The sequence below is a fragment of the Rhodococcus sp. S3 genome (assembly GCF_058211795.1).
Genome location: NZ_CM177074.1, coordinates 4,349,252 through 4,371,603, shown reverse-complemented (window position 1 = coordinate 4,371,603; position 22,352 = coordinate 4,349,252). Strand labels below are relative to the sequence as shown.

Below are 22,352 nucleotides of genomic sequence, written 5' to 3'. Positions count from 1 at the left end.
TGCTCAACTGATCAGAAAGATATTGACACTTCACGAGCCAGTGCCATGATTGCTGCATCAAATGCTCACGCAAACACGGCTTGCTGCAACGTAATGCGCGCGAAGTGAGCGACATGCCTACCCCTCGCCCGGACCGGGCGTGGCGGGCGCCGCAATCACCCCGAGGAGCACACAATGCCCGGAGTCGGCATCTGGCGGACCAAATCCGTCGAACAGTCGATCGCGGATACCGATGAACCCGGTTCGCGGCTACGACGAGAACTGACCGCCAAGGATCTGACCGTGTTCGGCGTCGCCGTCGTGGTCGGAGCCGGAATCTTCACCCTCACCGCCCGCACCGCCGGTAATCTCGCCGGACCGTCCATCTCGCTGGCGTTCGTCCTCGCCGCGATCGCGTGCGGTCTCGCCGCACTGTGTTACGCGGAGTTCGCCTCCGCGGTACCGGTCGCCGGCAGCGCCTACACCTTCTCCTACGCCACCTTCGGTGAATTCGTCGCCTGGATCATCGGATGGGATCTGATCCTCGAGTTCGCCCTCGCCTCCGCGGTCGTCGCCAAGGGATGGTCGATGTATCTCGGGGGCATGTTCGGCGGGGACGCGTCGATCGACCTCGGACCGATCACGGTCGACTGGGGGTCGCTGCTCATCGTCGGCGCCATCACGATCATCCTCGCGATCGGCACCAAGGTCTCGTCGCGGGTTTCCGCCGTCGTCACCGCCATCAAGGTCGCGGTGGTCCTGCTCGTCATCGTCGTCGGCATCTTCTACATCGACAAGTCCAACTACTCCCCGTACGTCCCGCCGGCCGAGGAGACGCAGAGCGCCGCAGCCGGCATGCACCAGTCGCTGTTCTCGGCCCTCACCGGCGCGGGTGGTAGCACCTACGGCTGGTACGGCCTCCTCGCCGCGGCGAGCCTGGTCTTCTTCGCCTTCATCGGCTTCGACGTCGTCGCCACCACCGCCGAGGAGACCAAGAACCCGCAGAAGGCACTGCCCCGCGGCATCTTCGGTTCGCTGGCGATCGTCACCGTCCTCTACGTCGGCGTCACGCTCGTCCTCACCGGCATGGTGAAGTACACCGACCTGCGCACCGGCAGCGAACTGGTCGGCGACGGCAGCGCCACGCTGGCCACGGCCTTCGAGGCACACGGCATCACGTGGGCGCAGATGGCCATCAACATCGGCGGTCTCGCCGGCCTCACCACCGTCGTGATGGTGATGATGCTCGGCCAGACCCGCGTGCTGTTCGCGATGTCCCGCGACGGACTCGTCACCCGCAAGCTCGCCGTCACGAACCACAAGGGTGTGCCCGTGCGCATCACCCTGATGGTCGGTGGTGTCGTGGCCGTCCTCGCCGCGGTGTTCCCGATGGGTGTGCTCGAGGAGATGGTCAACATCGGCACGTTGTTCGCCTTCGTCCTGGTGTGCGTCGGCGTGATGGTGCTCCGTCGCACCCGCCCCGACCTGCCCCGCGGATTCCGAGTGCCGCTCGTGCCGCTGGTCCCGATCCTCGCGGTTCTCGCCTGCGGCTGGCTCATGCTCAACCTCTCGGTCGAGACGTGGATCCGCTTCACCGTCTGGATGGTCCTGGGCGTGGCAATCTACTTCGTCTACGGCCGCCGAAAGTCGGTGCTCGGACAGCGCCTGAAGCTCGAGGCCGCACAGCAGGAAGCTGCGAAGCACGAAGCGAAGGAACCCGAACCGGTGTAGATCCGTCGTCCACGAGCCCGCCCGCACCGAATCGGTGCGGGCGGGCTCGTGTGTTCCGGCGGTTCCGGGTACTCGACCGGAAGGAGACCGGACGCCGTCCGGTCGCGATGCCGGAAGAGGAGGAGAGTCATGGCCACGTGCGACACGTGCGGCAACGACTACGACAAGACCTTCACCCTCACGCGTGGGGACGTCTCGGGCACCTTCGACAGTTTCGAGTGCGCGATCACCGCGATGGCGCCGCAGTGCGCCCACTGCCACTGCCGCATCCTCGGGCACGGCGTGGAGTCGGCGGATGCCGTCTACTGCTGCGCGCACTGTGCTCGTCAGGCCGGGCACGCCGAGCTGACGGACCGTGCCTGACGGAAGAGTGCGAAGCGCGCGAAAGCGGCAGAACGGACTCTGCGAGTTGACCTTTCGGTGAACTCCAGAAAGATCTATGCACGCGAGTGAGCGGATTGCTCTATGCTGTGAACAGCGAAGCAGAGACGAAGGTCACAAGGGTTACCCGCCGTTTCGTCCGAACGTAGGACGAACCGGACATCGGGACCCGATTACCATTCGATCTGCCCCTGTCGTCGGGGAGGCAGACAGGGAAGGGCCCCGCCAGCGATTCGAGGGGAGGAGCCGGCGGGGCCTCGCGCTGTATCTCCTGTGTCGGGGAGGACTCTAGGGAGACACGGCCACCTACGCCGTGGCCGCTTTGGAGCTTAGGTGACAGTTGGGCACTCGTCCAGAGCCGATACTGAAACGAGACCTGAGAAATCCTCTCGGCGTCGAACCGAGACGTTCATCCTGCTTTGCGGCGGATGGGGCCCGTTTCGACGTCGCTTCCCGCCGGAAAGACGGGGGTCGGCATGGCTCGGGACCCGTCGGGGTGCCTGCGGTACGACGACGGTCGTTGCGAACGCCGACGGCGCCGACGGTTCCGCGTCGTCCAGAAACCCCAGGCTGCGATGCACACGCCCACTCCCGAGAGCAGATCGGCCTCGGTCAATCCATGGTTCGGCGTCACCGAGTACAGCACGCGCCCCTCGAGAGGCCCGTTCATCAGCACCCAGAGTCCGGAGGCCACGAGCGCTGCCGCGCTCGACAGCAGATGAGGGCGAGAGAGGCACCACGTCGACGCGGCGAACAACGAGCACATCGCGACGAGTGAGTAGAACACGGCGTTCTGCACGGTCGACTCCTCTCGCTCCTGCCGGATATCGATCAACTGTACTGGCGGAGGAGCCGGGCCCACCGAGTCGCAAGTCGTGACTCTCGCAACAGGGGTATCAGATCAGGCGTTGCAGGGTGACCGTCGTCAGGGCGAGCACCTGATCGTCGGCTCCGGCGTCCACGAGGCGGACGTCGACGACCGCATGGTCCTTCGTCTCACGGACCACCGTGACGTGCGACCGCGCCGGCCCCACCTTCACCTGCGACAGATAGTGGGCCTGGATGTCGATGGCCACGAAACCCGGGAGGACGGTGTGCGCCGCGTGCTCGGCGAGCAATGCCTGGGCGCCACCCTGGATGGTGCCGATCATGTTGGCCACGAACGGAGTGAGGTCGAGTTCGAGTACCCCGGTGCGTGCGTCGAGGGTGCGCATCCCCAATCGGGAGTAGATCGATCCCTCGACGTGCTCGCTGGGATATTCGCGGATGGTGCCCACCCACTCGCCGGGGTTGTAGTAGTCCGAACCGGCCGCAGCGGTGCGAGGAAGCCGCACGAAGGTGACGAGGCCGCGCCCCGCCGGTCGTAACCCGCCGTTGTCGAGGGCGGCGACGAGCTCCTCGAGGTCGGTGATACCGCGTCCGTCGAAGATCTCCGCGGCGACGTGCACTGTCTTCTTGCCGACGCGCACCAGGTGGGTGTCGACGACGATCGGGCCTTCGGTGAGCGGTTCGGCCGTGTGGATCGACAGATCCTGGGTCGCGACCCAGTCCGGGCTGCACACGGCGAGTGGTGGGGTGGACGTGACGATGTCCACCACGGTGGTGAGCACCCCGAGTGCTGCGGCGCTGGCGTCGTTGCGCAGCTTGTCGTGCAGGTCGGCGCGCATGACCGCGCGTTCCTTGCTCAGCTGGAGCGACGTCAGGCCGAAGTCGGCGGTGAAGGTGTACCGGCTCATCGTCACCGACGGCCGCTGACTTGCGGAAATGCCATTCTCGTTCATGAGAGTGATATTTCCATTCTGTGGTCGACGACGGAAGGGTTACGTCGTTCGGAGGTTCACAACGCACAGGTGAGGCTCACAACCCTGATGGTCGACCATGGGCGTTGTGAGCCTCACTTCTCGGTTGTGAGCCTATTCGGGCCTCGGTGTCTCCGCGAACGAGTCGCGCTGCTGCACCATCCACACCGGAGCGATGAAGATGCCTTCCGCTTCCACGCAGATCCCCTCCGAGTCGGCGATGTGCCCCACGACGAACGCCTTACGTCCCTCGACGCGGTCGAGTTTCGCCTCCACACGCAGTGCGCCGAGGGGAGTGCGCTTGCGGTAGCGGATGGTGAGCGTGCCCGTCATCCCCGGATATCCCGAGATGCGCGCGGCGTCGCCGAGGATCTGGTCGAGCAGCAGCGCGGAGACCCCGCCGTGCACGTGCCCGGCCGGTCCTTCGTAGACGGGACCGAGGTCGATGTCGGTCCACACGCGGCCGTCGTCCGCCTCGTGGATGTCGCCGATCGGCGCGATGGCGTTGCGCAGGCCTATTGCGGCGTTGCCCCAGTTGCGGAATCGGCCCGAGTCGTTGAACCGGGTGCCGTACGGGCCGTCCTCCCGGTCGCGTTCGAGGATCTCGCGCGCGGCCGCAAGATGTTCCCGCGCCCGCGCGACGTCGTCGGCATCCACGCGGGTCTGCAGTGCGAGCCGGATCAGTTCGCGCACGTCCTCGGTGAGCGGCCCGTAGGCGGCCCTCTGCTGATCGATTTCCTCGTCGGACAATCCGTCGTTGACGTAGAGCTCGAGGATGGAATCGGTCATCAGGGTTCTCCGGATCGTGAGCGTGGTGAAGGAAAATAGTCGACCGCGCGCATGGTGAACGAGTCAAGTTCTGCTGCCGCTGTACGGGATCGCCGCAAAATCCGTAAAACGGACCGTTCTGTACGAAAACGTGTGAACCCCGGCACGGGCGGGAACCAATGAGAGAACCCCGTCGGCTTAACGAGGGGAGGGGCCGACGGGGTCCGTCCGTGCCATGTCAAAGGGGAGGAGACACGGCACGCTTTGTTGCGAGGAGCAACAACGACTCCACACTACCCGCGATTCTTTCACCTGCCAACTTCATCGAGGGGTGATCGACGGGGTGAATTTGCCCGATCTGCACCTATTAGTACTTTGTTATGTTGGGAAGGTGTGATGGCAGGTCGGGCAGGTACCGATCCAATAGGCCAGTGCGCGTTGGAGTTCGCGCACAATGCCGTAGAGGGTCAGTCCCGCCCGACCGCTTTTGGGTCGGTCAGCCGCAGGGTGGTGAGAAACATGTGTGCGGCGGTGACGAGGGTGACGTGGTGGTGCCAGCCGAGCCAGGAGCGGCCCTCGAAGTGGTCGAGTCCGAGACCGGTTTTCAGTTCCCGGTAGTCGTGTTCGATGCGCCAGCGGATCTTCGCCAGGCGCACCAACTCCGACAGCGGGGTGTCCTCGGGCAGGGTGGCCAGCCAGAAGTCGGTGGGCTGCGCCGCGCCCGCCGGCCATTCGGCGAGCAGCCACGCCTGCGGCAGGGTTCCGTCCTCGTCGCGGGGAATGGTGCGGTTCGCGGGGCGGATCCGCAGCGCCACGAACCGTGAGCGCATCACCGCGGTCGGGTTGCCCGGACCGGTCTTGGTTCCGCGGCGCCAGGTGACCTCGGTCAGCGCGCCTACTCCGGCCGCCAGAACGAGATCCCTGCAGGTCACGGCCGGTGGGTAGCGTCGGGTCGGAGGCCGCCCGCGCCCGGAGTACGCGGCGGCGGCCGGGACTGCATCGGCGGGGTGCGCGAGGGTGGCGCCCTTGACCGCGACGACGTAGGCCAGGTCGCGGTCGGTCAGGCCCTGCCGGAAGGTCGCCGAGTCGCCGTCGCCGGCGTCGGCGACGATCACCGGTGGGGTCCGGCCCCACGAGATCAGCTCGTCGAGCATCTCGAGAGCCATCACTGCCTTGGTGCGATAGCGCTCCTCGGTCGGGATCGCGTTGCGTCGCCGGCGAGCGGTGATCGCCGAGGCCGTCTCCGGATCGTCGCACCGCTGATCGTCCCAGCTCTCAGGCAGATACAGCCGCCAATCCAAGGGTGCGGACGCGGTATCGGTGGCGGCGTGCACACTGACCGCGACCTGGCAGTTTCCGACCTTGCCGAGGGTGCCCGAATACTGCCGGGCCACACACGGCGAGGCGTCACCGTCCTTGGCGAATCCGGTGTCGTCGATCACCCACGCATCCGGGGAGATCAAATCACACGCTTTGCGGGACAGTGTTTTCCGGACCGGTACCGGATCCCACGGTGAGGTGGTGACGAACTGCTGCAGGCGTTGGTGATCGATCCCGAGGCGGTCGGCCATCGGCTGCATCGACTTGCGGCGCCCGTCGAGCATCAACCCTCGCGCATATACCCCGGCCGTTACTCGCTGGTCCTTGCGTTTGAGCGAGGAGAACACCTCGCCGATGAACGCATCGAGACGTTCACCGACATCGGTCAGGGCTGCGGCATCCACCTGGTTATCGTCTCGGACATCTCGCCGAATCTCGAGGCCTCACACCAGGAAGTGGTGAACCTAACAAAGTCCTACTATGGCGAGCGTCGTAATTCAAGCGTACCGTTCGCTTCTGCGTGCGCGGGTATGCGCCGGACAGGAGTCGGTGGTCGTGGCCGTAACCATCCACAAGGGCCGTGACAACGTCACCAAACGAGTGCTGCTGGGAAGACCGCTGCGCAGCGACACTCTCGGCCACACCCTGTTGCCGAAACGCGTGGCCCTGCCGGTGTTCGCGTCCGACGCCCTGTCGTCCGTCGCCTATGCGCCGGAGGAGATCTTCCTCGTGCTGTCGGTGGCGGGCCTGTCCGCCTACGCGTTCTCCGGCTGGATCGGTCTCGCCGTCGCCGTCGTCCTGGTCGTGGTGGTCGCGAGCTACCGGCAGAACGTGCATGCCTACCCCTCCGGGGGCGGCGACTACGAAGTGGCGACGAAGAACCTCGGTGCGATGGCCGGCCTGACAGTGGGCAGCGCGTTGATCGTCGACTACGTGCTGACGGTCGCCGTGTCGATCTCGTCGGCCGCCCAGAACATCGGGTCGGCGATCCCCTTCGTCGCACACCACAAGGTGCTGTTCGCGATCGCCGCGATCGTCCTTCTCACCGCAGTGAATCTGCGCGGACTCCGCGAAGCGGGCGCAGCTTTCGCCATCCCCACCTACGCCTTCATGTTCTGTATCGGCGTGATGCTCGTCTGGGGGTTCGCGCGTCTCGTGGTGTTCGACGCCCCTCTGCGCGCCGAGTCGTCGCACTACGAACTCGCCGCCGAACAATCCCACCTGGCCGGGCTGGCCTTCGCCTTCCTTCTCGCGCGCGTTCTCGTCGGGATGCGCGGCCCTGACCGGGGTGGAGGCCATCAGCAACGGGGTGCCGGCCTTCCGGAAACCGAAATCGAACAACGCCGCCACCACCCTCCTGATGTTGGGTGCCATCGCGATCACGTTGCTGATGGGCATCATCGTCCTCGCCGAGCGACTGGGGGTCGTCGTCGCTGCGGACCCCGCAACGCAACTGCTCGGGGCACCCGAGGGATACCACCAGAAGACGCTGGTCGCGCAGGTGGCCGAGACGGTCTTCACCGGCTTCCCACTCGGCTTCTACCTCGTCACCGCTGTGACCGCATTGATCCTCGTCCTCGCCGCCAACACGGCATTCAACGGTTTCCCGGTGCTCGCGTCGGTGCTGGCGCAGGACAAACACCTGCCCACGCAGCTACGCACCCGGGGTGATCGGCTGGCGTTCAGCAACGGCATCGTCTTCCTGGCCCTCGCCGCGATCGTGTTCGTCTGGCTGTTCGATGCCGAAGTCACCCATCTCATCCAGCTCTACATCGTCGGGGTGTTCGTCTCCTTCACGCTGAGCCAGACCGGCATGGTGCGCCACTGGACCCGCCTGTTGGTCACCGAGACCGACCCGCGACATCGCCGGAGGATGCAGCGCTCGCGTGTCGTCAACGGCCTGGGTCTGGCGATGACGGGGACAGTCCTGATCATCGTGCTCATCACGAAATTCGTTGCCGGCGCGTGGATCGCGATCCTCGCCATGGTGACCGTCTTCGTGGGGATGCGGGCCGTCAACCACCACTACCGACGCGTGGCGGCCGAACTCGACGCCGGTAAATGGGACGGTCTGCTGCCCAGCCGTACGTATTCGATCGTGCTCGTGGCCAAGCTGCACCATCCGACTCGTCGGGCGCTCGCGTACGCGTCGGCCACCCATCCCGACACCCTCGAGGCGATCACCGTCGACGTCGACGAGGAGGACACCCGTGCTCTCGTGCGTGAGTGGGAGGCCAGCGACATCACTATTCCGTTGAAGGTGCTGGAGTCGCCGTACCGGGAGATCACACGACCGGTGCTCGACTACGTCAGGCGGGTGCGGGGCAATTCGCCGCGCGATGTGGTCACCGTCTTCATCCCCGAATACGTCGTGGGGCACTGGTGGGAGAATCTGCTCCACAATCAGAGCGCGCTGCGGCTCAAGAGTCGTCTGCTGTTCCAGCCCGGGGTGATGGTGACGAGTGTGCCGTGGCGGTTGCACTCGTCGGACTCGAGTTAGGCGAGCGCGGAGTCCCGTTCCCGATCAGGTTCGCGATGCCTGCACCGGCCCGCAGCAACACTTCGGATTGCACGGCGATGGTGCGTAGTCGCTCGTGGAGTGCATCCCGAGCGGTGTCGGTGTCGTCGTCGGTTCCGATCGCTGCCATCACCGCCCGGACCGCCGGGATCCGGTAGCCACCCGCGCGTAGTGCGGCGACGATCCGCGCATCCCGCGCCGCGGCGGGTGAGTAGCTCCGAATACTGTTGCGGTCGGTCCGTTCGGGCGCGACCAATCCCTCCTTCTCCCAGAACCTCAGCGTGGACGACCGCACCCCGATCGCCGTCGCCAGCTCGGTGATGCTCATGGCGTCGCGGGGCAGCGGAGGCGCGTCGTGGGCGGCCTCGTCGACGATGGTGTCGAGTGCGCGGAGCGCGGCGAGACTCTCGTCGCGTGCACGCGCGAGCCCACTGTGGAGTTCGACGACACGAGCGAGCGCCTCGTCGTAGGGGAGTGTCTGCACATCGTGCATGACACTGCGCGCCTCCACGGGCCCGACCGCGACAGCCAGTGCGCGGTACGCACGCAGAGCCGCGACGTGTTCGGGTCCGAATCTGCGATAGCCGTTGGGCATTCGTACGGCAGGAGGGATCACCCCGAGACGTTCGAGGTCGCGCACCTGCTGCACGGAGTATCCGACGGCTGCGGCCAGGCGCCCCGTCGTCATCGTGTGCTCCACAGCCGAACCCTCCATAAGCACTTCAAGGCGACACTCGAAGTATGACGATGGAACAGATCCTCGCAGAGATCAGGAGTTTCGACGGTGTCCTCGAGCTCGCACCACAGGAGGGGAGTGGGCATCCCGAGATCTCGTGGGGCGATCACTTCTTCTACTACACCTCGGACGGAGAGGTCCCGCACAACCGGCAGCCCTACGCGACGATCGTGACGAAGAACTATCCGGACGACGAGGATTCACGCCTCGACGAACCGGGCCGATGGCGAGTGAACGTGCATGCGGGGTCGCAGCTGTTCATCGAACTGCTCGGCTACCCGCCCCGGTCCGTCGACCCCTCGACGATCGACTTCGCCGAGGCCGACGTGTTCATGCCACACCCGCTCTACGGTTCACTGGGGTGGGTCGCGGTCGTCGAACCCGGCGAGCGGGCCACGCCGCGTCTGCTCGAAGTGCTGCGCGACGCCCACCTGGCCGATCGGCGCCGCGTCGAACGCAGGAGCGCGCTGCGCGACACGGAGTGATCGTGCGAAAGAGATTCTGCCGTCACTCATCCGGATTGTTCTCGAAGAACGACGTCACGGTGTCGACGGTGAAGCGATGACGCAGACGGCACGCAGAGTTCTGGTTCGCGAACAGCCCCGGGATGCGGAAGGCATCCTCGCGCGCGACGGTGTGCGTCCACTGCACCGGCACGATCCACTCGCGGTGGTCCTCGTGCGGGTCCGTGCCCTCGCTCTCGTGGACATACGGCGCCTTCAGCTCGAGGCTGCGGAACGGGACCGGCCGGCCGTCGACGACGAGCGTCGCCTCGTCGGCCGGTGCCGCCGGCCCGGTCACGACGCCGATGCCGACGTACCCGTTCTTCGGGATGTAGACGAAGACGCGGCCACCGACAGGCAACTCCTGCAAGGAATCCGAATACCAGCGGCCGCCACCGGCGGCAAGGAAACCGTAGCGGCGGCCGTCGTCCCAGTTCCGTGACGGGCTGCGCTCACCGAAGTTCACGTACCAATCCCGGCCGTTCCATTCGGACTCGGGACGATTCGACCCGGACGATTCCGCCACGCACACTCCTTCGTCGGGAACACCTCGTTCCACGGTAGGCGCGCGGCGCCGTCGGTGTGATCAGTGCCAGTCGCTCTTCCTTCCGAGGGTCTCGACGGGAGTCGCACCGGGCCGGGTCCACTGCGGCACCGGGCGGCTCGTCTCATCCCATGTCGCGTTGCCGTCGGCATCGGCGCGCCAGAACCAGCACGGGTCGTCTCCCTCCGGCCACCCCTCGGGTTTGTCCTCCCACCTCTCGCCGCGTCCGTACGGGGTCATGTCGAGCAGGCCGGCCGAGCTGTTGGCCCTTTCGGTGCCGCGACCCGTCGTGGAGTAGGTGAGGAAGGTCCGGTCACCGTCGCGGAGATAGGAGGTGAGATAACCCATCGCTCCGCCCACGGGTTCGGCGACGTCGCGCACCGAATACCAGGGCTGGGTGTATCCCATGAACTCGACGAACGCCGCCACCTCCTCCCACGGACCAGTGGTGACGAACGCGAGCGACACTCCGCGAGCATTGAGGTAGACGGCATCGCGGACGTGCCAGGCCGTGGTCGTGCACCCCTCGCACTGTCCCTGCGGAGGCGCGCCGTCGTACCACATGTGCTTGTAGACGACGAGTTCGTTGCGGCCCTGGAAGAGGTCGAGGAAGGGGACCGGGCCGTCGGGCCCGACCACCTCGACCGTTCCGTCGAACTCCACCATCGGGAGTCGTCGGCGGGCCGCGGCGATGGCATCGCCCTCCTTCGTGTGGGCCTTCTCCCGAACGAGGAGTTCGTCGCGCGCGGCCTGCCAGGCCGCGAGGTCGACCACGGGTGGACGGCTGGAATGCGGTTCGGTCATGGTGACCTCCGGAAAGCGGGAACCGCGACGCGCGCGGGAGCGGATCGGACGGATTACACGCGGCTCGGTTGGAGCACGTCGCGGAGCACGGCGGCGAACGCTTCCGGATCGCCGGGCATGCCCTCGGCGGCTCCCATGAAGCCACCGTGATCGCCGGGGAACAGCGTCGGAGTGGTGCCGAGTCGCTCGGCGAGCGCTGCCGAGGCGCGGCCGCACAGCTGGCGTACCGATTCGCGACCACCTGCGACGACGATGTGCGTGGACGCGTTCGCCAGAGCGTCGAGATCGGGGTGGTAGCCCGTGCACGACATCCAGTTCTGGCCCAGCAGCACGTCGTCGCGGGTCCCGTCGTCCTCGGTGGGCAGGCCGAAGTCGGACGGGTTCGGAGCAGGCCGGTCGAGATAGTCGGAGGTCAGCTCACCTTCATAGCTGACCAGTGCGATGAACTTCGCCATGGCCGGCCCGAGGCCGCTGCGCTGATAGGTGTCGCGGATGTCGTCGCGCACCGCTTCGGCCCCGATGCGATCAGGCAACAACTCGACGATCGGCGGTTCGTGCGCGACCAGCGTGCGCACCTGCTCGGGATGCCGCGAGACGAGTTCGAGCGCGTTGACCGCGCCGCCGCTGCTGGCGAAGACGTCGACGGGACCGAGATCGAGCTCGGCGAGGATCCGGTGCAGGTCGTCGGCGTGCAGGGCCGGGGTGGACTGCATCGACGTGTCGGTGCGCGTGCCGCGACCCGTGCCGCGCGGGTCGTAGGTGATCACCGTCCGGTCGTCGAGGTAGGAGACGAGGCTGGTGAAGCCGCTCGCGTCCATCGGGGATCCGGCGAGCAGAAGAGGAGTGGTGTCGCCGGGGGCGGTGCGGACGTCGTAGACGAGAGTCGCGCCGGGGACGTCGATCGTGCGGGTGACGGGTTCGGGCATGTCGGCTCCTTCGGGGTCGGTGACCATACCGACTCGCGGTGCCCGCAAAATTCATCGCACATACGACCGCGTCCGCACCCTTGATGGATGCGGACGCGGCGTGCGCTGGCTCAGTGGGCGATGCCCGGTTTCGCGGGCAGTCCGCCGAGGAGCGCAAGAGATCCGAAGTGCATATGTGTTCCTCCTGTCGTTCGGTTATCCGGACTGCGTCCGCACCGGGACGCTGAGCCAGGAGTACCCGTGGCCTCGGCGCCAAACACCGCCGAGGATCGAAAATTCATTTCGTTATGTCTTCGTGCCCTCGGGGAGTTTTCGCGCGGTCGGGCCGGGTCGGGTCTGCGATTCGCTCGGCCCCAGCGGACCGTGGCCGTGGGCGCACTGCACGACCGCTTCGACCGGCGCGCCGCAGTCGCGATGTTCGATGAGCAGCGACGGACCCTCCGGATCGGCGCAGTATTTGTCACCCCACTGGAGCAGGGCGACGAGGATCGGGTAGAGATCGCGGCCCTTGTCGGTGAGCCGGTACTCGTTGCGCGTGCGGCGGCCTTCCTCGCGGTAGGGGACGGTGTCGAGGATCCCGGCCTCGACGAGGGTGCGCAGTCGGGCCGACAGCACGGGGTCGGAGATGCCGGTGTGCCGGCGCATCTGCTCGAAACGTCGCACGCCGTTGAACACTTCGCGGAGAACGATCATCGTCCATTTCTCGCCGATGACGTCCATCGTGCGCTGGACCGAGCAGTTGTCTGTGCTGTAGTCGAGCCACTGCATGCCCACAGGGTAGCTGACTTAATCCTTGACAGTCAGCCTTGGCAGTGGCTAACTGTGGATATCGAAGTCAGCGTGAACGAGGAGTTGTCATGACCGGAAGTGTCGAGGCCCGTCCGACCATCGAGGACTACGGGCAGAAGCCGCCGAGCCGATTCGTCGAGGCGAGCGGCTTCGTCGTCGAGGAAGCCACCGGAACGAAGGTCACCGGATACGTCGACCTGGGACCCGACCACCACACCCCGTGGGGAGTCGTGCACGGCGGGCTCTACGCGACCATCGTCGAAACTGCCGGCAGTATCGGTGCAAGCGCTGCGGTACTCGAGCGCGGCCAGTTCGCCGTCGGCGTCAACAATTCGACCGACTTCCTGCGCTCGACCACGGGATGCCGCGCGTCGGTCACGGCAGAACCGTTGCAGCAGGGAAGGACTCAACAGCTGTGGCTGGTGATCATCACCGACACCGCGAGCGGCAAGGTGCTCGCTCGCGGTCAGCTGCGACTGCAGAACGTTCCGTTGCCGGAGTAGTTGTTTGCGCGCATCGGTGTCGGGAACCCGTATCCATGGCAAGCATGGAACCGTTTCTCCCGATCAAGCACACCGGCTCCGACGAGATCGACGCGGCCGATCCCGGTCAGGGCGCGCCGGCTACAGATCCCGGACCCGTCCCGGGTGAGGACGTCGACCCCGAGATGGCGCAGCGCGAGAAGGACGAACTCGAGAAGATGATGTCCGAAAAGTGTGACGAGGAAACAGTTTTCCGGACTCCGGAAGTGGATCCGTCCGAATGGACCGAACCGCGCCCGCACGCAGGGGGTGGTGCGGGCGCGGAGTCGATCGGTCCGGCTGTCAGAGAATGATGCCGAGGGCGGCGAGCAGTCCACCGAGGGTCAGTGCGAGAGATCCGAGCAGCATAGGAATACCTCCGTGTTGATATGGATGGGCACACCCGCGAACGGGCGCGGGAAGCGAAATATCCGTGAGGATAAGTCCGCTTCCGTCCCATACTTCGCGACGGCAACAAAGCCTGTTACCTGCCGTCACTAGTTGTTATCCTTCCGTGATAAATCTGTCCGATTAGCCTGAAATGTCCTTTAATTTTGGGTGTTTCAGGACTTCGGGTTCACGGCATTTTGGGACTTTCCACGTTCGATCACCGCGGCCCGCCTCTCGGCGACCCGCGACGGCGAGAACTCCCGCATCCACTCTTCCGAGGTCTGCTGCTCCACCCGTAGGGCCGGTTCGACGACATGCTCCTCCGCACGCCGGTACGACCCGAGCAACGCCCGTACACCCGGCTGATCGTTGCCGGCGATCGTCCGCGCGACCTCCACGGCCGTGTCGAGTAGTTCGTCGTGCGCGACGACCTGCGTCACCAGACCCGCGCGCAGCGCGTCCTCGGCTCCGACGAAGTTCCCGGACAGGCTCATGCGACGCGCGAAGCCCGGACCCACCGCCGCGGGCAGGCGCTGGGTGAGTCCCCAACCCGGCAGGACACCGACGCGCGCGTGGGTGTCGGCGAAGCGGGCGCGCTCGGACGCGATGAGGAAGTCGCAGGCGAGCGCCATCTCGAGGCCACCGGTGATGGCGGCACCGTTCACCGCACCGATGATCGGCTTGGAGATGGGCTTCCACGGATGACCGATGGGGAGGTCGGCGCCCGACACCAGCGACAGGTTGCCTCCGCTCTCCCCGAGTTCCTGCAGGTCGAGTCCGGCGCAGAAGGCCGGGTCGGTACCGGTGAGGACCACGACGTTCGTCTCGTCGTCCACCTCTGCGGCGGCGATCTCGGTGCGCAGGGCATCGATGAGCGCCGAGCTCAGCGCGTTCCGCGCCTCCGGGCGGTTGAAGGTCAGGATGCGGACGGAATCGCGCTGCTCGACGAGCAGGATCTCTTCGGAAGTCATGGCCAGACAGTATCCGTAACTTCGGTGGATCCGACCCCGCTCAGCGGGGCTGAATCCACTGAAGCTGTGCCTGCGCACGTTCTTCGATCCACGAGCGCATCGAGTCGACGCTCTCCTGCAGCGCCTCGGCCGTGAGTCCGTCGGAGGTCGGCACCGACGCCGCCACCTCGTCGAGGACCTCGAGCGCCAGACCGCTGCCGTAGATCTGCTCGGACAACTCCTGGTACGCCTGGTGGTAGATCTCCGTGAAGGCGTCGGAGTCGAGGAAACGGGTCTTCAGTGTGTTGCCACCCATCGGGCCCCGACCTTCCCCGTCACCTCCCGGCATTCCCGGTGGCATGCCCTGGGGCATCCCCTCCGGTGGCGCGTCGCCCGGCATGCCCTGCGGAGGACCACCGCGCCCGAGCCGCATGGACGGTGCGTCGCCCTGCTGCATCGCCGGTGGCTCGGGTGCGCCCTCCGTGTTTCCTCCGGAGCCGCCCGGTCCCATGCCGCCCATGATCGAGATGGAGTCGTCCGGGCCGGCGGACGTATCGCCCTGCATGGCCATGTTCAGATCCCACGAGACCACCGACAGCTTCTTCGTGTCGAGGTCGTACCAGAGGTAGTAGTTCTGACCCGGTCCGGCCATGTCATCGAAGTTGACGAGCAGGTTCTGGGTGGCGACGTACCGGGCGAAGGACTCGACGTCGACCCAGTCGGCCAGGTGCGCGTCGAACTCGGCATTGTCGGCCGAGTCCATCCACTTCAGGAAGCTGATGATCGGTTGCAACGTCCCGGAATCGGCGGCATTGATCTCCTTGAACTGGTCGGCGTAGTCCGACTGGTCGTCTCCGACGTACTCGAACCGCGACGACGCATCGGCCTTGTAGAGATAGCCGGGGGAGTCGAACAGCGAGTTGGCGTACTGCTCGTCGGGATGCTCGAGCACCAGTCGCGTCGCGGTGGCGCTGTCGTTGACCGAGTACACCGTGTACGCGTACCGCTGGGTCGGCTGATCGGTCTCGGCGGTGAGCGACAACGCCATCGCCTCGTTGATCACCGGCGAGCCGGGCCGCACCGACAGTTCGGTCATGCCCTGATACGCGCGACCGTCGACGTACTTGTCGAAACGGATCAGCAAGGGCAGTGAGGTCGGATCCTCCGGGTCCACCTGCGTCATGCCTTCCATCCCGGGCGGGCCCTGCGCCTGATCGAAACCCTCGCCCTGCAGGCCGCGCAGCGTCGAGTTGCCCTTCAGGCGCACACCCACGTCGTCGATGCGGGTGCCGTCGATGACCACATCGGCGACCACCCACTCCTTGTCGCCGTCCTTCTCGTATGCGGAGATCATGTCGTCGTACTCGGAGTCGCCGATCTCGAGCGACAACTCGTGTGTGACGGAGGTGTCGAACAGGTCGACTGTGCCGGCGACATTCTCGGTGATCTCCGAGGAGATGATCGTCGGGTCACCCGTGATGTAGGGCCGCACGCGTGCCGCTCCGAAGGCCGTGGCCACGATCGCGACGAACGCGATGAACGCCACCGGCAGTTTCCAGAGCCGACGCAGCGAGGTCGGTATCCGGTGCCGCAGACGGCGCCGCGGTGTCGGTGCCGTCATCACAGGTCGGTCTGGTCGTATCCGGTCAGGACGCTCACCCGCTGGCCGGCGTTGACGGCGCTCAGTGCAGCGATCAGGTCGTTCGAGCTCGTGCCCTTCTTCAGCTGAGCCGTGTAGTACAGCTCCACCAGGGCGCCGGCGCGGACGGATTCGGTGGACACCAACTCGTATTCACTGCAGTGCTTGATGAGAACGTCCTCGACGGTGCTGGTGTAGGCCGGTTCCGGCGGCACCTGCACCTTGACCACCTGACGCTGCACGTCGAGCTTGAACCAGTTGAACTTGTTCATGATCAGCAGCACGAGGCAGATCGCGACGGTCGCCGCGATGGCGAGCACGTAGAAGCGGGTACCGGTGGTCATGCCGATGGCCATCACCAGGAAGATGAACCCGACATCACGGGTTTCCTTGATGGCGTTGCGGAATCGCACCACCGACAGCGCGCCGACGAGAGCGAACGCCCGGGCGATGTTCGACCCGACCACCAGCATGATGAGCGCGATGACCATGCCGACCAGCACCAGCGTCTGCACGTAGGACTGGCTGTAGGAGACGTTCTTGTGCGTGTAGCGGTAGACCCACGCGATCACGCTCGACAGCACGAACGACAACGCCAGCGACACCACGATGTCGAAGGTCGTGAACGTGCCGCTGAGGTCCTGGAAATCGAGATTCATATCCGTCCTTGATTCGAAACGAGTAAGTCAGCGAACCGGAATCGGTTCGGTGGAAAGAAGGTCGGCGGGCACCCGCGCGTCGAAGCCATCCGGAAGCACCAGATCCGGTGCGCCGAAACGGGACCGGGGTGCGAGCCCGAACGCCTCGACCGACTGGCAGTACTTCGACACTCGGATCACCGACATGTCCAGCTGCGCCGTCAGATCCGTCGCCCAGTAGGGCACCCGCTCGTTGGCCTTGAGCTCCACGACGGCCAGCTTCGGTGGGATGATGAAGCGGTTCTCGGCGCCGGCCGCGAAGTGGAAGTCGCGGTCGCGTCCGTGCACCTTGTGGTCGATCGTGACGCGCAGGCCGAGGTCGGCGTCGCGTCCGACGAATGCCTCGCGCAGATAGCCGGTGGTCACGATCGGTCGCAGATCCAGATTCCCTACGAGGCTGGAGACCTCGTTGACGAACGGTCGCTGCGAGTCGTCGCACTCGATGTCCTCGCGCCCGTTCAGCCATCGCAGGGCGACGCCGTAGGGGAGTGCGGTGCGACGCTTCTGCGTCACCCGGTTGACGCGCTGCTTGATCTCGACCTGCACGGGAGTGTCGTCGGTGCACGCGGCCGGGTCCCCGTACAGCCGCATGCGCACCTTGCGGCGGAACTTCAGGCCCTCGATCTTCTCCCAGTAGAACCGCAGATCCGCGGTGTCGTAGTACAGCGACGTCACCGGATATCCGCCGTGCGGCGAGTACGGATCGGTGTCCATCCGGGCGGCGAGCTCGCGCCGCAGGTCGGGCACCTTCATCTCGTCGACGAAGTACTTGATCTCGTACCGGTTGAACGCGTGCAATTTGCTCGCGGTCTGTTGGAAGCCGTTGTTCACCCCCACAGCACACACTCGTGATCTCGAGGTTCCGTGGAGTTCTCCTGGCAACTTCCTGACAATCGGGAAGCTCACAGGAAACTGCCAGGAAACCTCGAGCGGGGTAACAGCCCTACCCGCGACAATCGAAGTCGTGACCGACCGGATTCCCGAAGCGCGCGTGCTCGTCGTCGACGACGAGCCGAGCATCGTCGAACTGCTGTCCGTGAGCCTGAAGTTCCAGGGCTTCGAGGTGGAGACCGCCAGCAACGGCGCCGAAGGACTCGACAAGGCGCGTCGCTTCCGACCCGACGCGGTGATCCTCGACGTGATGATGCCCGGCATGGACGGCATGGGCATGCTGCGCCGCCTGCGCGCCGACGGCATCGATGCGCCCGTGCTGTTCCTGACCGCGAAGGACGCGGTGGAGGACAAGGTCGCGGGCCTGACGCTCGGCGCCGACGACTACGTCACCAAACCGTTCAGCCTCGAAGAGGTCATCGCCCGGTTGCGCACGATCCTGCGCCGCGCCGGCAAGGTGTCCGAGGCCGAACGCAGCTCCCGCATCACCTTCGCCGACCTCGAACTCGACGAGGACACCCACGAGGTGTTCAAGGCGGGCAAGCCCGTGTCGCTGTCGCCGACCGAGTTCACGCTGCTGCGGTATCTCATGCTCAACGCCGGCACGGTGCTCAGCAAGCCCCGCATCCTCGAGCACGTGTGGAACTACGACTTCGGCGGTGAGGTCGGGGTGGTCGAGTCGTACGTGTCGTATCTGCGACGCAAGGTCGACACCGGCGACGTCCCCCTCATCCACACCGTTCGCGGGGTGGGTTACGTGATGCGGGAACCCCGCACATGAACCGCCTGCGGGCGCTGCCACTCCGTTGGACGCTGGTGGCCGCCCTGGTGCTCCTGGCCGGCATCGGTCTGCTCGCGTCCGGGGTCGCGGTCACCTCGGCTCTGCGGAATTCCCTGCTGTCGCGGGTCGATCGCGACCTCGAGGAGGCCGCACGCACCTGGGCGCGACCCGAAAGGCCACCACCGACGCCGCCGCTGGATGCCCCCAACTCCCGGCGACCACCGAGCCCTTTCTACGTGCAGGTCGTCGACGCCGACGGTCAGGTGTTGTTCGTCGTCAACGACGAGTCGACCGCACCGGATGTGCCGGAGGAGCCGACGGGCAGGCCCGTCACCGTCGGATCCGTGGGCGACGACGGTCCGCACTGGCGGGTGATGAGCACCGAGAATGCATCGGGTGTCGTGACCACGGTCGGCATGAGCCTGGCCGAGGCCGAGGAGACGGTGGACAGGCTCGTCGTGCTGCAGACGGTGATCGGTGCGGTAGTGCTGGTCGCGCTGGCGGTGGCCGGCGGTGTCGTCGTGCGTATGAGTCTGCGTCCGTTGGACGAGGTCGAGCGCACCGCTGCCGCGATCGCCGAGGGCGACCTCAGCGAGCGGGTGCCCGAGGGTGATCCCCGAACGGAGATCGGCCGCTTATCGGTGACCTTCAACGCGATGCTCGGCAGGATCGAGTCCGCCTTCGCGGCCACCGCAGCATCGGAGGAGTCGGCCCGTCTTTCGGAGGAGAAGATGCGTCGTTTCGTCGCCGACGCCAGCCACGAACTTCGCACCCCACTGACCACAATCCGTGGCTTCGCCGAGTTGTACCGACAGGGGGCGAGCACCGACACCGGCATGCTCATGGAACGCATCGAACGCGAAGCCCGTCGTATGGGCCTGCTCGTCGAAGACCTGCTGATGCTCGCGCGACTCGACGAACAACGACCGCTCGACCGTTCCCCGGTGGATCTGCTCGCGGTCGCTGCCGACGCGGTGCACAACGCGCGTGCCGTCGCACCCGAACGGACCATCACCCTCGAGATCATCGACGGCCCAGGCACTCCCGAGGTTCTCGGCGACGACGCCCGTCTGCGCCAGGTGCTGAGCAATCTCGTCACCAACGCGCTGACCCACACTCCACCCGATGCCGATGTCACCGTTCGGGTGGGAACCGCGGACAACGATGCTGTTCTGGAGGTCGCCGACACGGGCCCGGGCCTCGACCCCGACGACCGCGAGCGCGTCTTCGAACGCTTCTACCGCGCCGACGCCTCCCGCACCCGCTCGTCGGGTGGGAGCGGTCTGGGTCTGTCGATCGTCGCTGCGCTGGTCGCGGCGCACGGCGGGAAAGTGGAGGTGGAGTCGGAACAGGGAGTCGGCTCGACCTTCCGTGTCCGCATCCCACGGCTACTCCCCGGCTGACGCGCTGAAACGGGGTTCGCCCCTGCAACACGCCGCGTGAACCTCGTTTCACCGCGTGACGAGAAGTCGCCGGGCGTTCGATAGAACTCCGTTTGTCCCGCTGGGCTGAAAAGCTGTGTCGCCGCACACATCGCGGTTCCTAGTCTCGGCTCATCCGAGGAAGGGAACCGGCAACAATGCAGTCGCTCGCCTGTCACACCTGCGGCGCTCGTGTGCTCGTCGCGAAGTACAGCCCAGCTCATACCAGCATTCAATGGTCCGACGAGGCCCGGCAGTCGTGCCGAGAGATCGCCACCGCTGGTCCGGGTGCCTATGTGATGCGCTGCGAGGCACTCGACCGCACGGTGGACGAGGCGGTGGCCGACGGTGTGATCCGGACCGGGAACCGGACCGATCCTGCGATCGCTCCTCTCGCTTCCACGGAGGCAGTCACCTCAGCCCGGTGACCGCCGTTCGCCTTCACCCCTTGCCAGCCCAGGAGAAACCATGACCGTCCCCCAGGAGCGGATCGAGATCCGCAACATCGATCCCGGTACCAACCCCACCCGCTTCGCGCGCGGATGGCACTGCATCGGCCTCGCCAAGAACTTCCGTGACGGAAAGCCGCATCAGGTCAAGGTGTTCGGCACCGACCTGGTGGTCTTCGCCGACACGGCAGGAAAGCTGCACGCGCTCGACGCCTTCTGCCGGCACATGGGCGGCAACCTCGCGCGCGGCGAGATCAAGGGCGACACCATCGCGTGCCCGTTCCACGACTGGCGCTGGAACGGCCAGGGCCGTTGCGAAGCGGTGCCGTACGCGCGCCGCACGCCGAAGCTCGGCCGTACCAAGGCGTGGACGACGATGGAGCGCAACGGGGTTCTGTTCGTCTGGCACTGCCCGCAGGGTAGTGAGCCCACTCCCGAGCTCGCGATCCCCGAGATCGAGGGCTACGAGGACGGGCAGTGGAGCGACTGGACGTGGACGACCATCCACGTCGAGGGATCGCACTGCCGTGAGATCGTCGACAACGTCGTCGATATGGCGCACTTCTTCTACGTGCACTTCCAGATGCCCGAGTACTTCAAGAACGTCTTCGACGGGCACATCGCCGGCCAGCACATGCGCTCCTACGGGCGCGACGACATCAAGACCGGTGTGCAGATGGATCTGCCGGAGGCGCAGACGATCTCGGACGCCTTCTACTACGGCCCGTCCTTCATGCTCGATACGATCTACACGGTCTCCGAGGGCACGACCATCGAGTCGAAGCTGATCAACTGCCACTACCCGGTCACGAACAACTCGTTCGTGCTGCAGTTCGGCACGATCGTCAAGAAGATCGAGGGCATGTCCGAGGAGCAGGCCGCCGAGATGGCGAAGATGTTCACCGACGGTCTCGAGGAGCAGTTCGCACAGGACATCGAGATCTGGAAGCACAAGTCCCGCATCGAGAATCCGCTCCTCACGGAGGAGGACGGCCCGGTCTACCAGTTGCGTCGCTGGTACAACCAGTTCTACGTCGACCTCGAGGACGTCACGCCGGACATGACGCAGCGTTTCGAGTTCGAGGTGGACACCTCCCGTGCGCTCGAGTCGTGGCACAAGGAGGTCGAGGAGAACCTCAGCGGTTCGGCGGAGTGATCCGATGATCCGTCCCGCCGTACGCGGCGGGGCGGATCATGTGTCGCGTCGGCGGAAGCCGTCGACGAACAACGACACGATGGTGCGCGAGAGATCGGCGAGGGTGCGGTTCGGTCCGGGCCGGTACCAGCGGGAGGCATGCCAGACCGCGTCGTAGATCAGTTCCCGGAACGCTTCGGGATCGATGTCGGTGCGGAAGACCCCTTCCGCGATGCCGTCCCGGATGGCCTCGCGCCATGCGACTTCCATGGCGTCGGCAGAGGAGACCATGTCGGCCTCGACGACGCGCTCGCGCATGTACTCGCCTTCGCGTCGCCAGATGGAGGTGGCGCCGTGATAGTCCTCGGAGGTCTCCAGCGCGATCTGTGTGAAGGCCTCGAGTCGTTCGACCGGCGGTAGCGACCGGGCGAGCACCTCGCGGCACCGTTCGTTGAGGTCGGTGATGTACTCGCGGATGAGCTCGGTGACGATCGCTTCCTTGGACGGGAAGTAGTGGTAGAGCGCTCCGGAGTAGACACCGACCGCATCGGCGATCTCGCGGATGGTGGTGGCGGTGACACCCTTGCGGGCGAAGATCTCCGCCGACCTGTCGAGTATCTGTCTCTTACGCTCCTGCGGGTCCACCGTCGTCCTCTCGTAAGGCCTGGGTGAGGCCTGT

22 protein-coding genes and 1 pseudogene are annotated in these 22,352 nt (G+C 65.9%); 9 read left to right on the top strand and 14 right to left on the bottom strand.

Annotated elements, in window-relative coordinates:
• Positions 1 to 174: 174 nt before the first annotated feature.
• Together AC0LPE_RS20170 and AC0LPE_RS20165 are read left to right on the top strand one after the other, a co-directional pair.
• Complete coding sequence (locus tag AC0LPE_RS20170) at positions 175 to 1,710, top strand: amino acid permease (protein WP_490605089.1); 1,536 nt, start codon at positions 175 to 177, stop codon at positions 1,708 to 1,710.
• Between the two features lie 129 nt (positions 1,711 to 1,839).
• Positions 1,840 to 2,073 (top strand): hypothetical protein, encoded by a 234-nt coding sequence (locus AC0LPE_RS20165; RefSeq protein ID WP_258259099.1) that lies wholly within the window; start codon positions 1,840 to 1,842, stop codon positions 2,071 to 2,073.
• 427 nt (positions 2,074 to 2,500) lie between these two features.
• Here the strand turns inward: AC0LPE_RS20165 and AC0LPE_RS20160 are convergent, their stop codons facing one another.
• The 4 genes from AC0LPE_RS20160 to AC0LPE_RS20145 form a co-directional block, all read right to left on the bottom strand.
• On the bottom strand, positions 2,501 to 2,890 hold the full coding sequence (locus AC0LPE_RS20160) for a hypothetical protein (RefSeq protein ID WP_145692248.1): 390 nt from the start codon (positions 2,888 to 2,890) through the stop codon (positions 2,501 to 2,503).
• A gap of 97 nt (positions 2,891 to 2,987) precedes the next feature.
• Positions 2,988 to 3,872, bottom strand: a complete 885-nt coding sequence (locus AC0LPE_RS20155; protein WP_490605088.1) for an acyl-CoA thioesterase domain-containing protein — start codon at positions 3,870 to 3,872, stop codon at positions 2,988 to 2,990.
• A 132-nt stretch (positions 3,873 to 4,004) separates the two neighbouring features.
• The gene (locus AC0LPE_RS20150) at positions 4,005 to 4,679 is read right to left on the bottom strand and encodes a PaaI family thioesterase (RefSeq protein ID WP_490605087.1); all 675 of its coding nucleotides are present in this window, start codon (positions 4,677 to 4,679) and stop codon (positions 4,005 to 4,007) included.
• 446 nt (positions 4,680 to 5,125) lie between these two features.
• Positions 5,126 to 6,382, bottom strand: a complete 1,257-nt coding sequence (locus AC0LPE_RS20145) for an IS701 family transposase (RefSeq protein ID WP_490605086.1) — start codon at positions 6,380 to 6,382, stop codon at positions 5,126 to 5,128.
• Positions 6,383 to 6,533: 151 nt separating this feature from the next.
• On the opposite strand from AC0LPE_RS20145, the pseudogene AC0LPE_RS20140 reads away from it, so the two are divergent.
• A pseudogene (locus tag AC0LPE_RS20140) lies at positions 6,534 to 8,478 on the top strand (APC family permease).
• Here the strand turns inward: AC0LPE_RS20140 and AC0LPE_RS20135 are convergent.
• Complete coding sequence (locus AC0LPE_RS20135) at positions 8,399 to 9,184, bottom strand: MerR family transcriptional regulator (protein WP_490605085.1); 786 nt, start codon at positions 9,182 to 9,184, stop codon at positions 8,399 to 8,401. The pseudogene AC0LPE_RS20140 and the gene AC0LPE_RS20135 overlap by 80 nt on opposite strands.
• A 53-nt stretch (positions 9,185 to 9,237) precedes the next feature.
• On the opposite strand from AC0LPE_RS20135, the gene AC0LPE_RS20130 reads away from it, so the two are divergent.
• Complete coding sequence (locus tag AC0LPE_RS20130) at positions 9,238 to 9,717, top strand: DUF6194 family protein (RefSeq protein ID WP_088897933.1); 480 nt, start codon at positions 9,238 to 9,240, stop codon at positions 9,715 to 9,717.
• Positions 9,718 to 9,739: 22 nt separating this feature from the next.
• Here the strand turns inward: AC0LPE_RS20130 and AC0LPE_RS20125 are convergent, their stop codons facing one another.
• From AC0LPE_RS20125 to AC0LPE_RS20110, 4 genes are all read right to left on the bottom strand, one after another.
• Positions 9,740 to 10,261, bottom strand: a complete 522-nt coding sequence (locus AC0LPE_RS20125; protein WP_261379964.1) for a DUF8606 domain-containing protein — start codon at positions 10,259 to 10,261, stop codon at positions 9,740 to 9,742.
• A 60-nt stretch (positions 10,262 to 10,321) separates the two neighbouring features.
• The gene (locus tag AC0LPE_RS20120; protein ID WP_264720426.1) at positions 10,322 to 11,083 is read right to left on the bottom strand and encodes a DUF899 domain-containing protein; all 762 of its coding nucleotides are present in this window, start codon (positions 11,081 to 11,083) and stop codon (positions 10,322 to 10,324) included.
• A 53-nt stretch (positions 11,084 to 11,136) separates the two neighbouring features.
• The gene (locus tag AC0LPE_RS20115; RefSeq protein WP_145692253.1) at positions 11,137 to 12,009 is read right to left on the bottom strand and encodes an alpha/beta fold hydrolase; all 873 of its coding nucleotides are present in this window, start codon (positions 12,007 to 12,009) and stop codon (positions 11,137 to 11,139) included.
• 285 nt (positions 12,010 to 12,294) lie between these two features.
• Positions 12,295 to 12,777: a winged helix-turn-helix transcriptional regulator gene (locus tag AC0LPE_RS20110; protein WP_490605084.1), complete on the bottom strand. Its 483-nt coding sequence runs from the start codon at positions 12,775 to 12,777 to the stop codon at positions 12,295 to 12,297.
• An 89-nt stretch (positions 12,778 to 12,866) separates the two neighbouring features.
• On the opposite strand from AC0LPE_RS20110, the gene AC0LPE_RS20105 reads away from it, so the two are divergent.
• On the top strand, positions 12,867 to 13,301 hold the full coding sequence (locus tag AC0LPE_RS20105) for a PaaI family thioesterase (RefSeq protein ID WP_447818374.1): 435 nt from the start codon (positions 12,867 to 12,869) through the stop codon (positions 13,299 to 13,301).
• 44 nt (positions 13,302 to 13,345) lie between these two features.
• On the top strand, positions 13,346 to 13,633 hold the full coding sequence (locus AC0LPE_RS20100; protein ID WP_490605083.1) for a hypothetical protein: 288 nt from the start codon (positions 13,346 to 13,348) through the stop codon (positions 13,631 to 13,633).
• A 249-nt stretch (positions 13,634 to 13,882) separates the two neighbouring features.
• Here AC0LPE_RS20100 and AC0LPE_RS20095 read toward each other — a convergent pair whose 3' ends face one another.
• The 4 genes from AC0LPE_RS20095 to AC0LPE_RS20080 are packed head-to-tail and all read right to left on the bottom strand — an operon-like array spanning position 13,883 to position 17,827.
• The gene (locus AC0LPE_RS20095; RefSeq protein ID WP_490605082.1) at positions 13,883 to 14,680 is read right to left on the bottom strand and encodes an enoyl-CoA hydratase; all 798 of its coding nucleotides are present in this window, start codon (positions 14,678 to 14,680) and stop codon (positions 13,883 to 13,885) included.
• 40 nt (positions 14,681 to 14,720) lie between these two features.
• Positions 14,721 to 16,280, bottom strand: coding sequence for a CotH kinase family protein (locus AC0LPE_RS20090; RefSeq protein WP_160874024.1), 1,560 nt, complete (start codon positions 16,278 to 16,280; stop codon positions 14,721 to 14,723).
• Positions 16,280 to 16,957 carry a DUF4956 domain-containing protein gene (locus tag AC0LPE_RS20085; RefSeq protein WP_490605081.1) on the bottom strand — a complete coding sequence of 226 codons (678 nt, stop codon included), beginning with the start codon at positions 16,955 to 16,957 and terminating at the stop codon, positions 16,280 to 16,282. Before AC0LPE_RS20085 ends, AC0LPE_RS20090 begins: the two co-directional genes overlap by 1 nt.
• 27 nt (positions 16,958 to 16,984) lie before the next feature.
• Positions 16,985 to 17,827, bottom strand: a complete 843-nt coding sequence (locus AC0LPE_RS20080) for a polyphosphate polymerase domain-containing protein (protein WP_490605080.1) — start codon at positions 17,825 to 17,827, stop codon at positions 16,985 to 16,987.
• Between the two features lie 133 nt (positions 17,828 to 17,960).
• Here AC0LPE_RS20080 and AC0LPE_RS20075 point away from each other — a divergent pair, with 133 nt between their 5' ends.
• From AC0LPE_RS20075 to AC0LPE_RS20065, 3 genes are all read left to right on the top strand, one after another.
• A complete protein-coding gene (locus tag AC0LPE_RS20075; RefSeq protein ID WP_016694841.1) occupies positions 17,961 to 18,668 on the top strand; it encodes a response regulator transcription factor in 708 nt (235 codons plus the stop codon).
• Positions 18,665 to 20,071, top strand: coding sequence for a sensor histidine kinase (locus AC0LPE_RS20070; protein WP_490605079.1), 1,407 nt, complete (start codon positions 18,665 to 18,667; stop codon positions 20,069 to 20,071). The genes AC0LPE_RS20075 and AC0LPE_RS20070 overlap by 4 nt, the downstream gene beginning before the upstream one ends.
• A 486-nt stretch (positions 20,072 to 20,557) precedes the next feature.
• A complete protein-coding gene (locus AC0LPE_RS20065) occupies positions 20,558 to 21,694 on the top strand; it encodes a 3-ketosteroid-9-alpha-monooxygenase, oxygenase component (RefSeq protein WP_490605078.1) in 1,137 nt (378 codons plus the stop codon).
• 36 nt (positions 21,695 to 21,730) lie between these two features.
• Here the strand turns inward: AC0LPE_RS20065 and AC0LPE_RS20060 are convergent, their stop codons facing one another.
• On the bottom strand, positions 21,731 to 22,318 hold the full coding sequence (locus AC0LPE_RS20060) for a TetR/AcrR family transcriptional regulator (RefSeq protein WP_088897944.1): 588 nt from the start codon (positions 22,316 to 22,318) through the stop codon (positions 21,731 to 21,733).
• Between the last annotated feature and the right edge of the window lie 34 nt (positions 22,319 to 22,352).

Bases quoted from the DNA above. Each gene is read 5' to 3' on its own strand.
- AC0LPE_RS20170 (WP_490605089.1), top strand. From the start codon at position 175: ATGCCCGGAGTCGGCATCTGGCGGACCAAATCCGTCGAACAGTCGATC.
- AC0LPE_RS20165 (WP_258259099.1), top strand. From the start codon at position 1,840: ATGGCCACGTGCGACACGTGCGGCAACGACTACGACAAGACCTTCACC.
- AC0LPE_RS20155 (WP_490605088.1), bottom strand. From the start codon at position 3,872: ATGAACGAGAATGGCATTTCCGCAAGTCAGCGGCCGTCGGTGACGATG.
- AC0LPE_RS20150 (WP_490605087.1), bottom strand. From the start codon at position 4,679: ATGACCGATTCCATCCTCGAGCTCTACGTCAACGACGGATTGTCCGAC.
- AC0LPE_RS20135 (WP_490605085.1), bottom strand. From the start codon at position 9,184: ATGACGACGGGGCGCCTGGCCGCAGCCGTCGGATACTCCGTGCAGCAG.
- AC0LPE_RS20130 (WP_088897933.1), top strand. From the start codon at position 9,238: ATGACGATGGAACAGATCCTCGCAGAGATCAGGAGTTTCGACGGTGTC.
- AC0LPE_RS20120 (WP_264720426.1), bottom strand. From the start codon at position 11,083: ATGACCGAACCGCATTCCAGCCGTCCACCCGTGGTCGACCTCGCGGCC.
- AC0LPE_RS20115 (WP_145692253.1), bottom strand. From the start codon at position 12,009: ATGCCCGAACCCGTCACCCGCACGATCGACGTCCCCGGCGCGACTCTC.
- AC0LPE_RS20110 (WP_490605084.1), bottom strand. From the start codon at position 12,777: ATGCAGTGGCTCGACTACAGCACAGACAACTGCTCGGTCCAGCGCACG.
- AC0LPE_RS20105 (WP_447818374.1), top strand. From the start codon at position 12,867: ATGACCGGAAGTGTCGAGGCCCGTCCGACCATCGAGGACTACGGGCAG.
- AC0LPE_RS20100 (WP_490605083.1), top strand. From the start codon at position 13,346: ATGGAACCGTTTCTCCCGATCAAGCACACCGGCTCCGACGAGATCGAC.
- AC0LPE_RS20095 (WP_490605082.1), bottom strand. From the start codon at position 14,680: ATGACTTCCGAAGAGATCCTGCTCGTCGAGCAGCGCGATTCCGTCCGC.
- AC0LPE_RS20090 (WP_160874024.1), bottom strand. From the start codon at position 16,280: ATGACGGCACCGACACCGCGGCGCCGTCTGCGGCACCGGATACCGACC.
- AC0LPE_RS20085 (WP_490605081.1), bottom strand. From the start codon at position 16,957: ATGAATCTCGATTTCCAGGACCTCAGCGGCACGTTCACGACCTTCGAC.
- AC0LPE_RS20070 (WP_490605079.1), top strand. From the start codon at position 18,665: ATGAACCGCCTGCGGGCGCTGCCACTCCGTTGGACGCTGGTGGCCGCC.
- AC0LPE_RS20065 (WP_490605078.1), top strand. From the start codon at position 20,558: ATGACCGTCCCCCAGGAGCGGATCGAGATCCGCAACATCGATCCCGGT.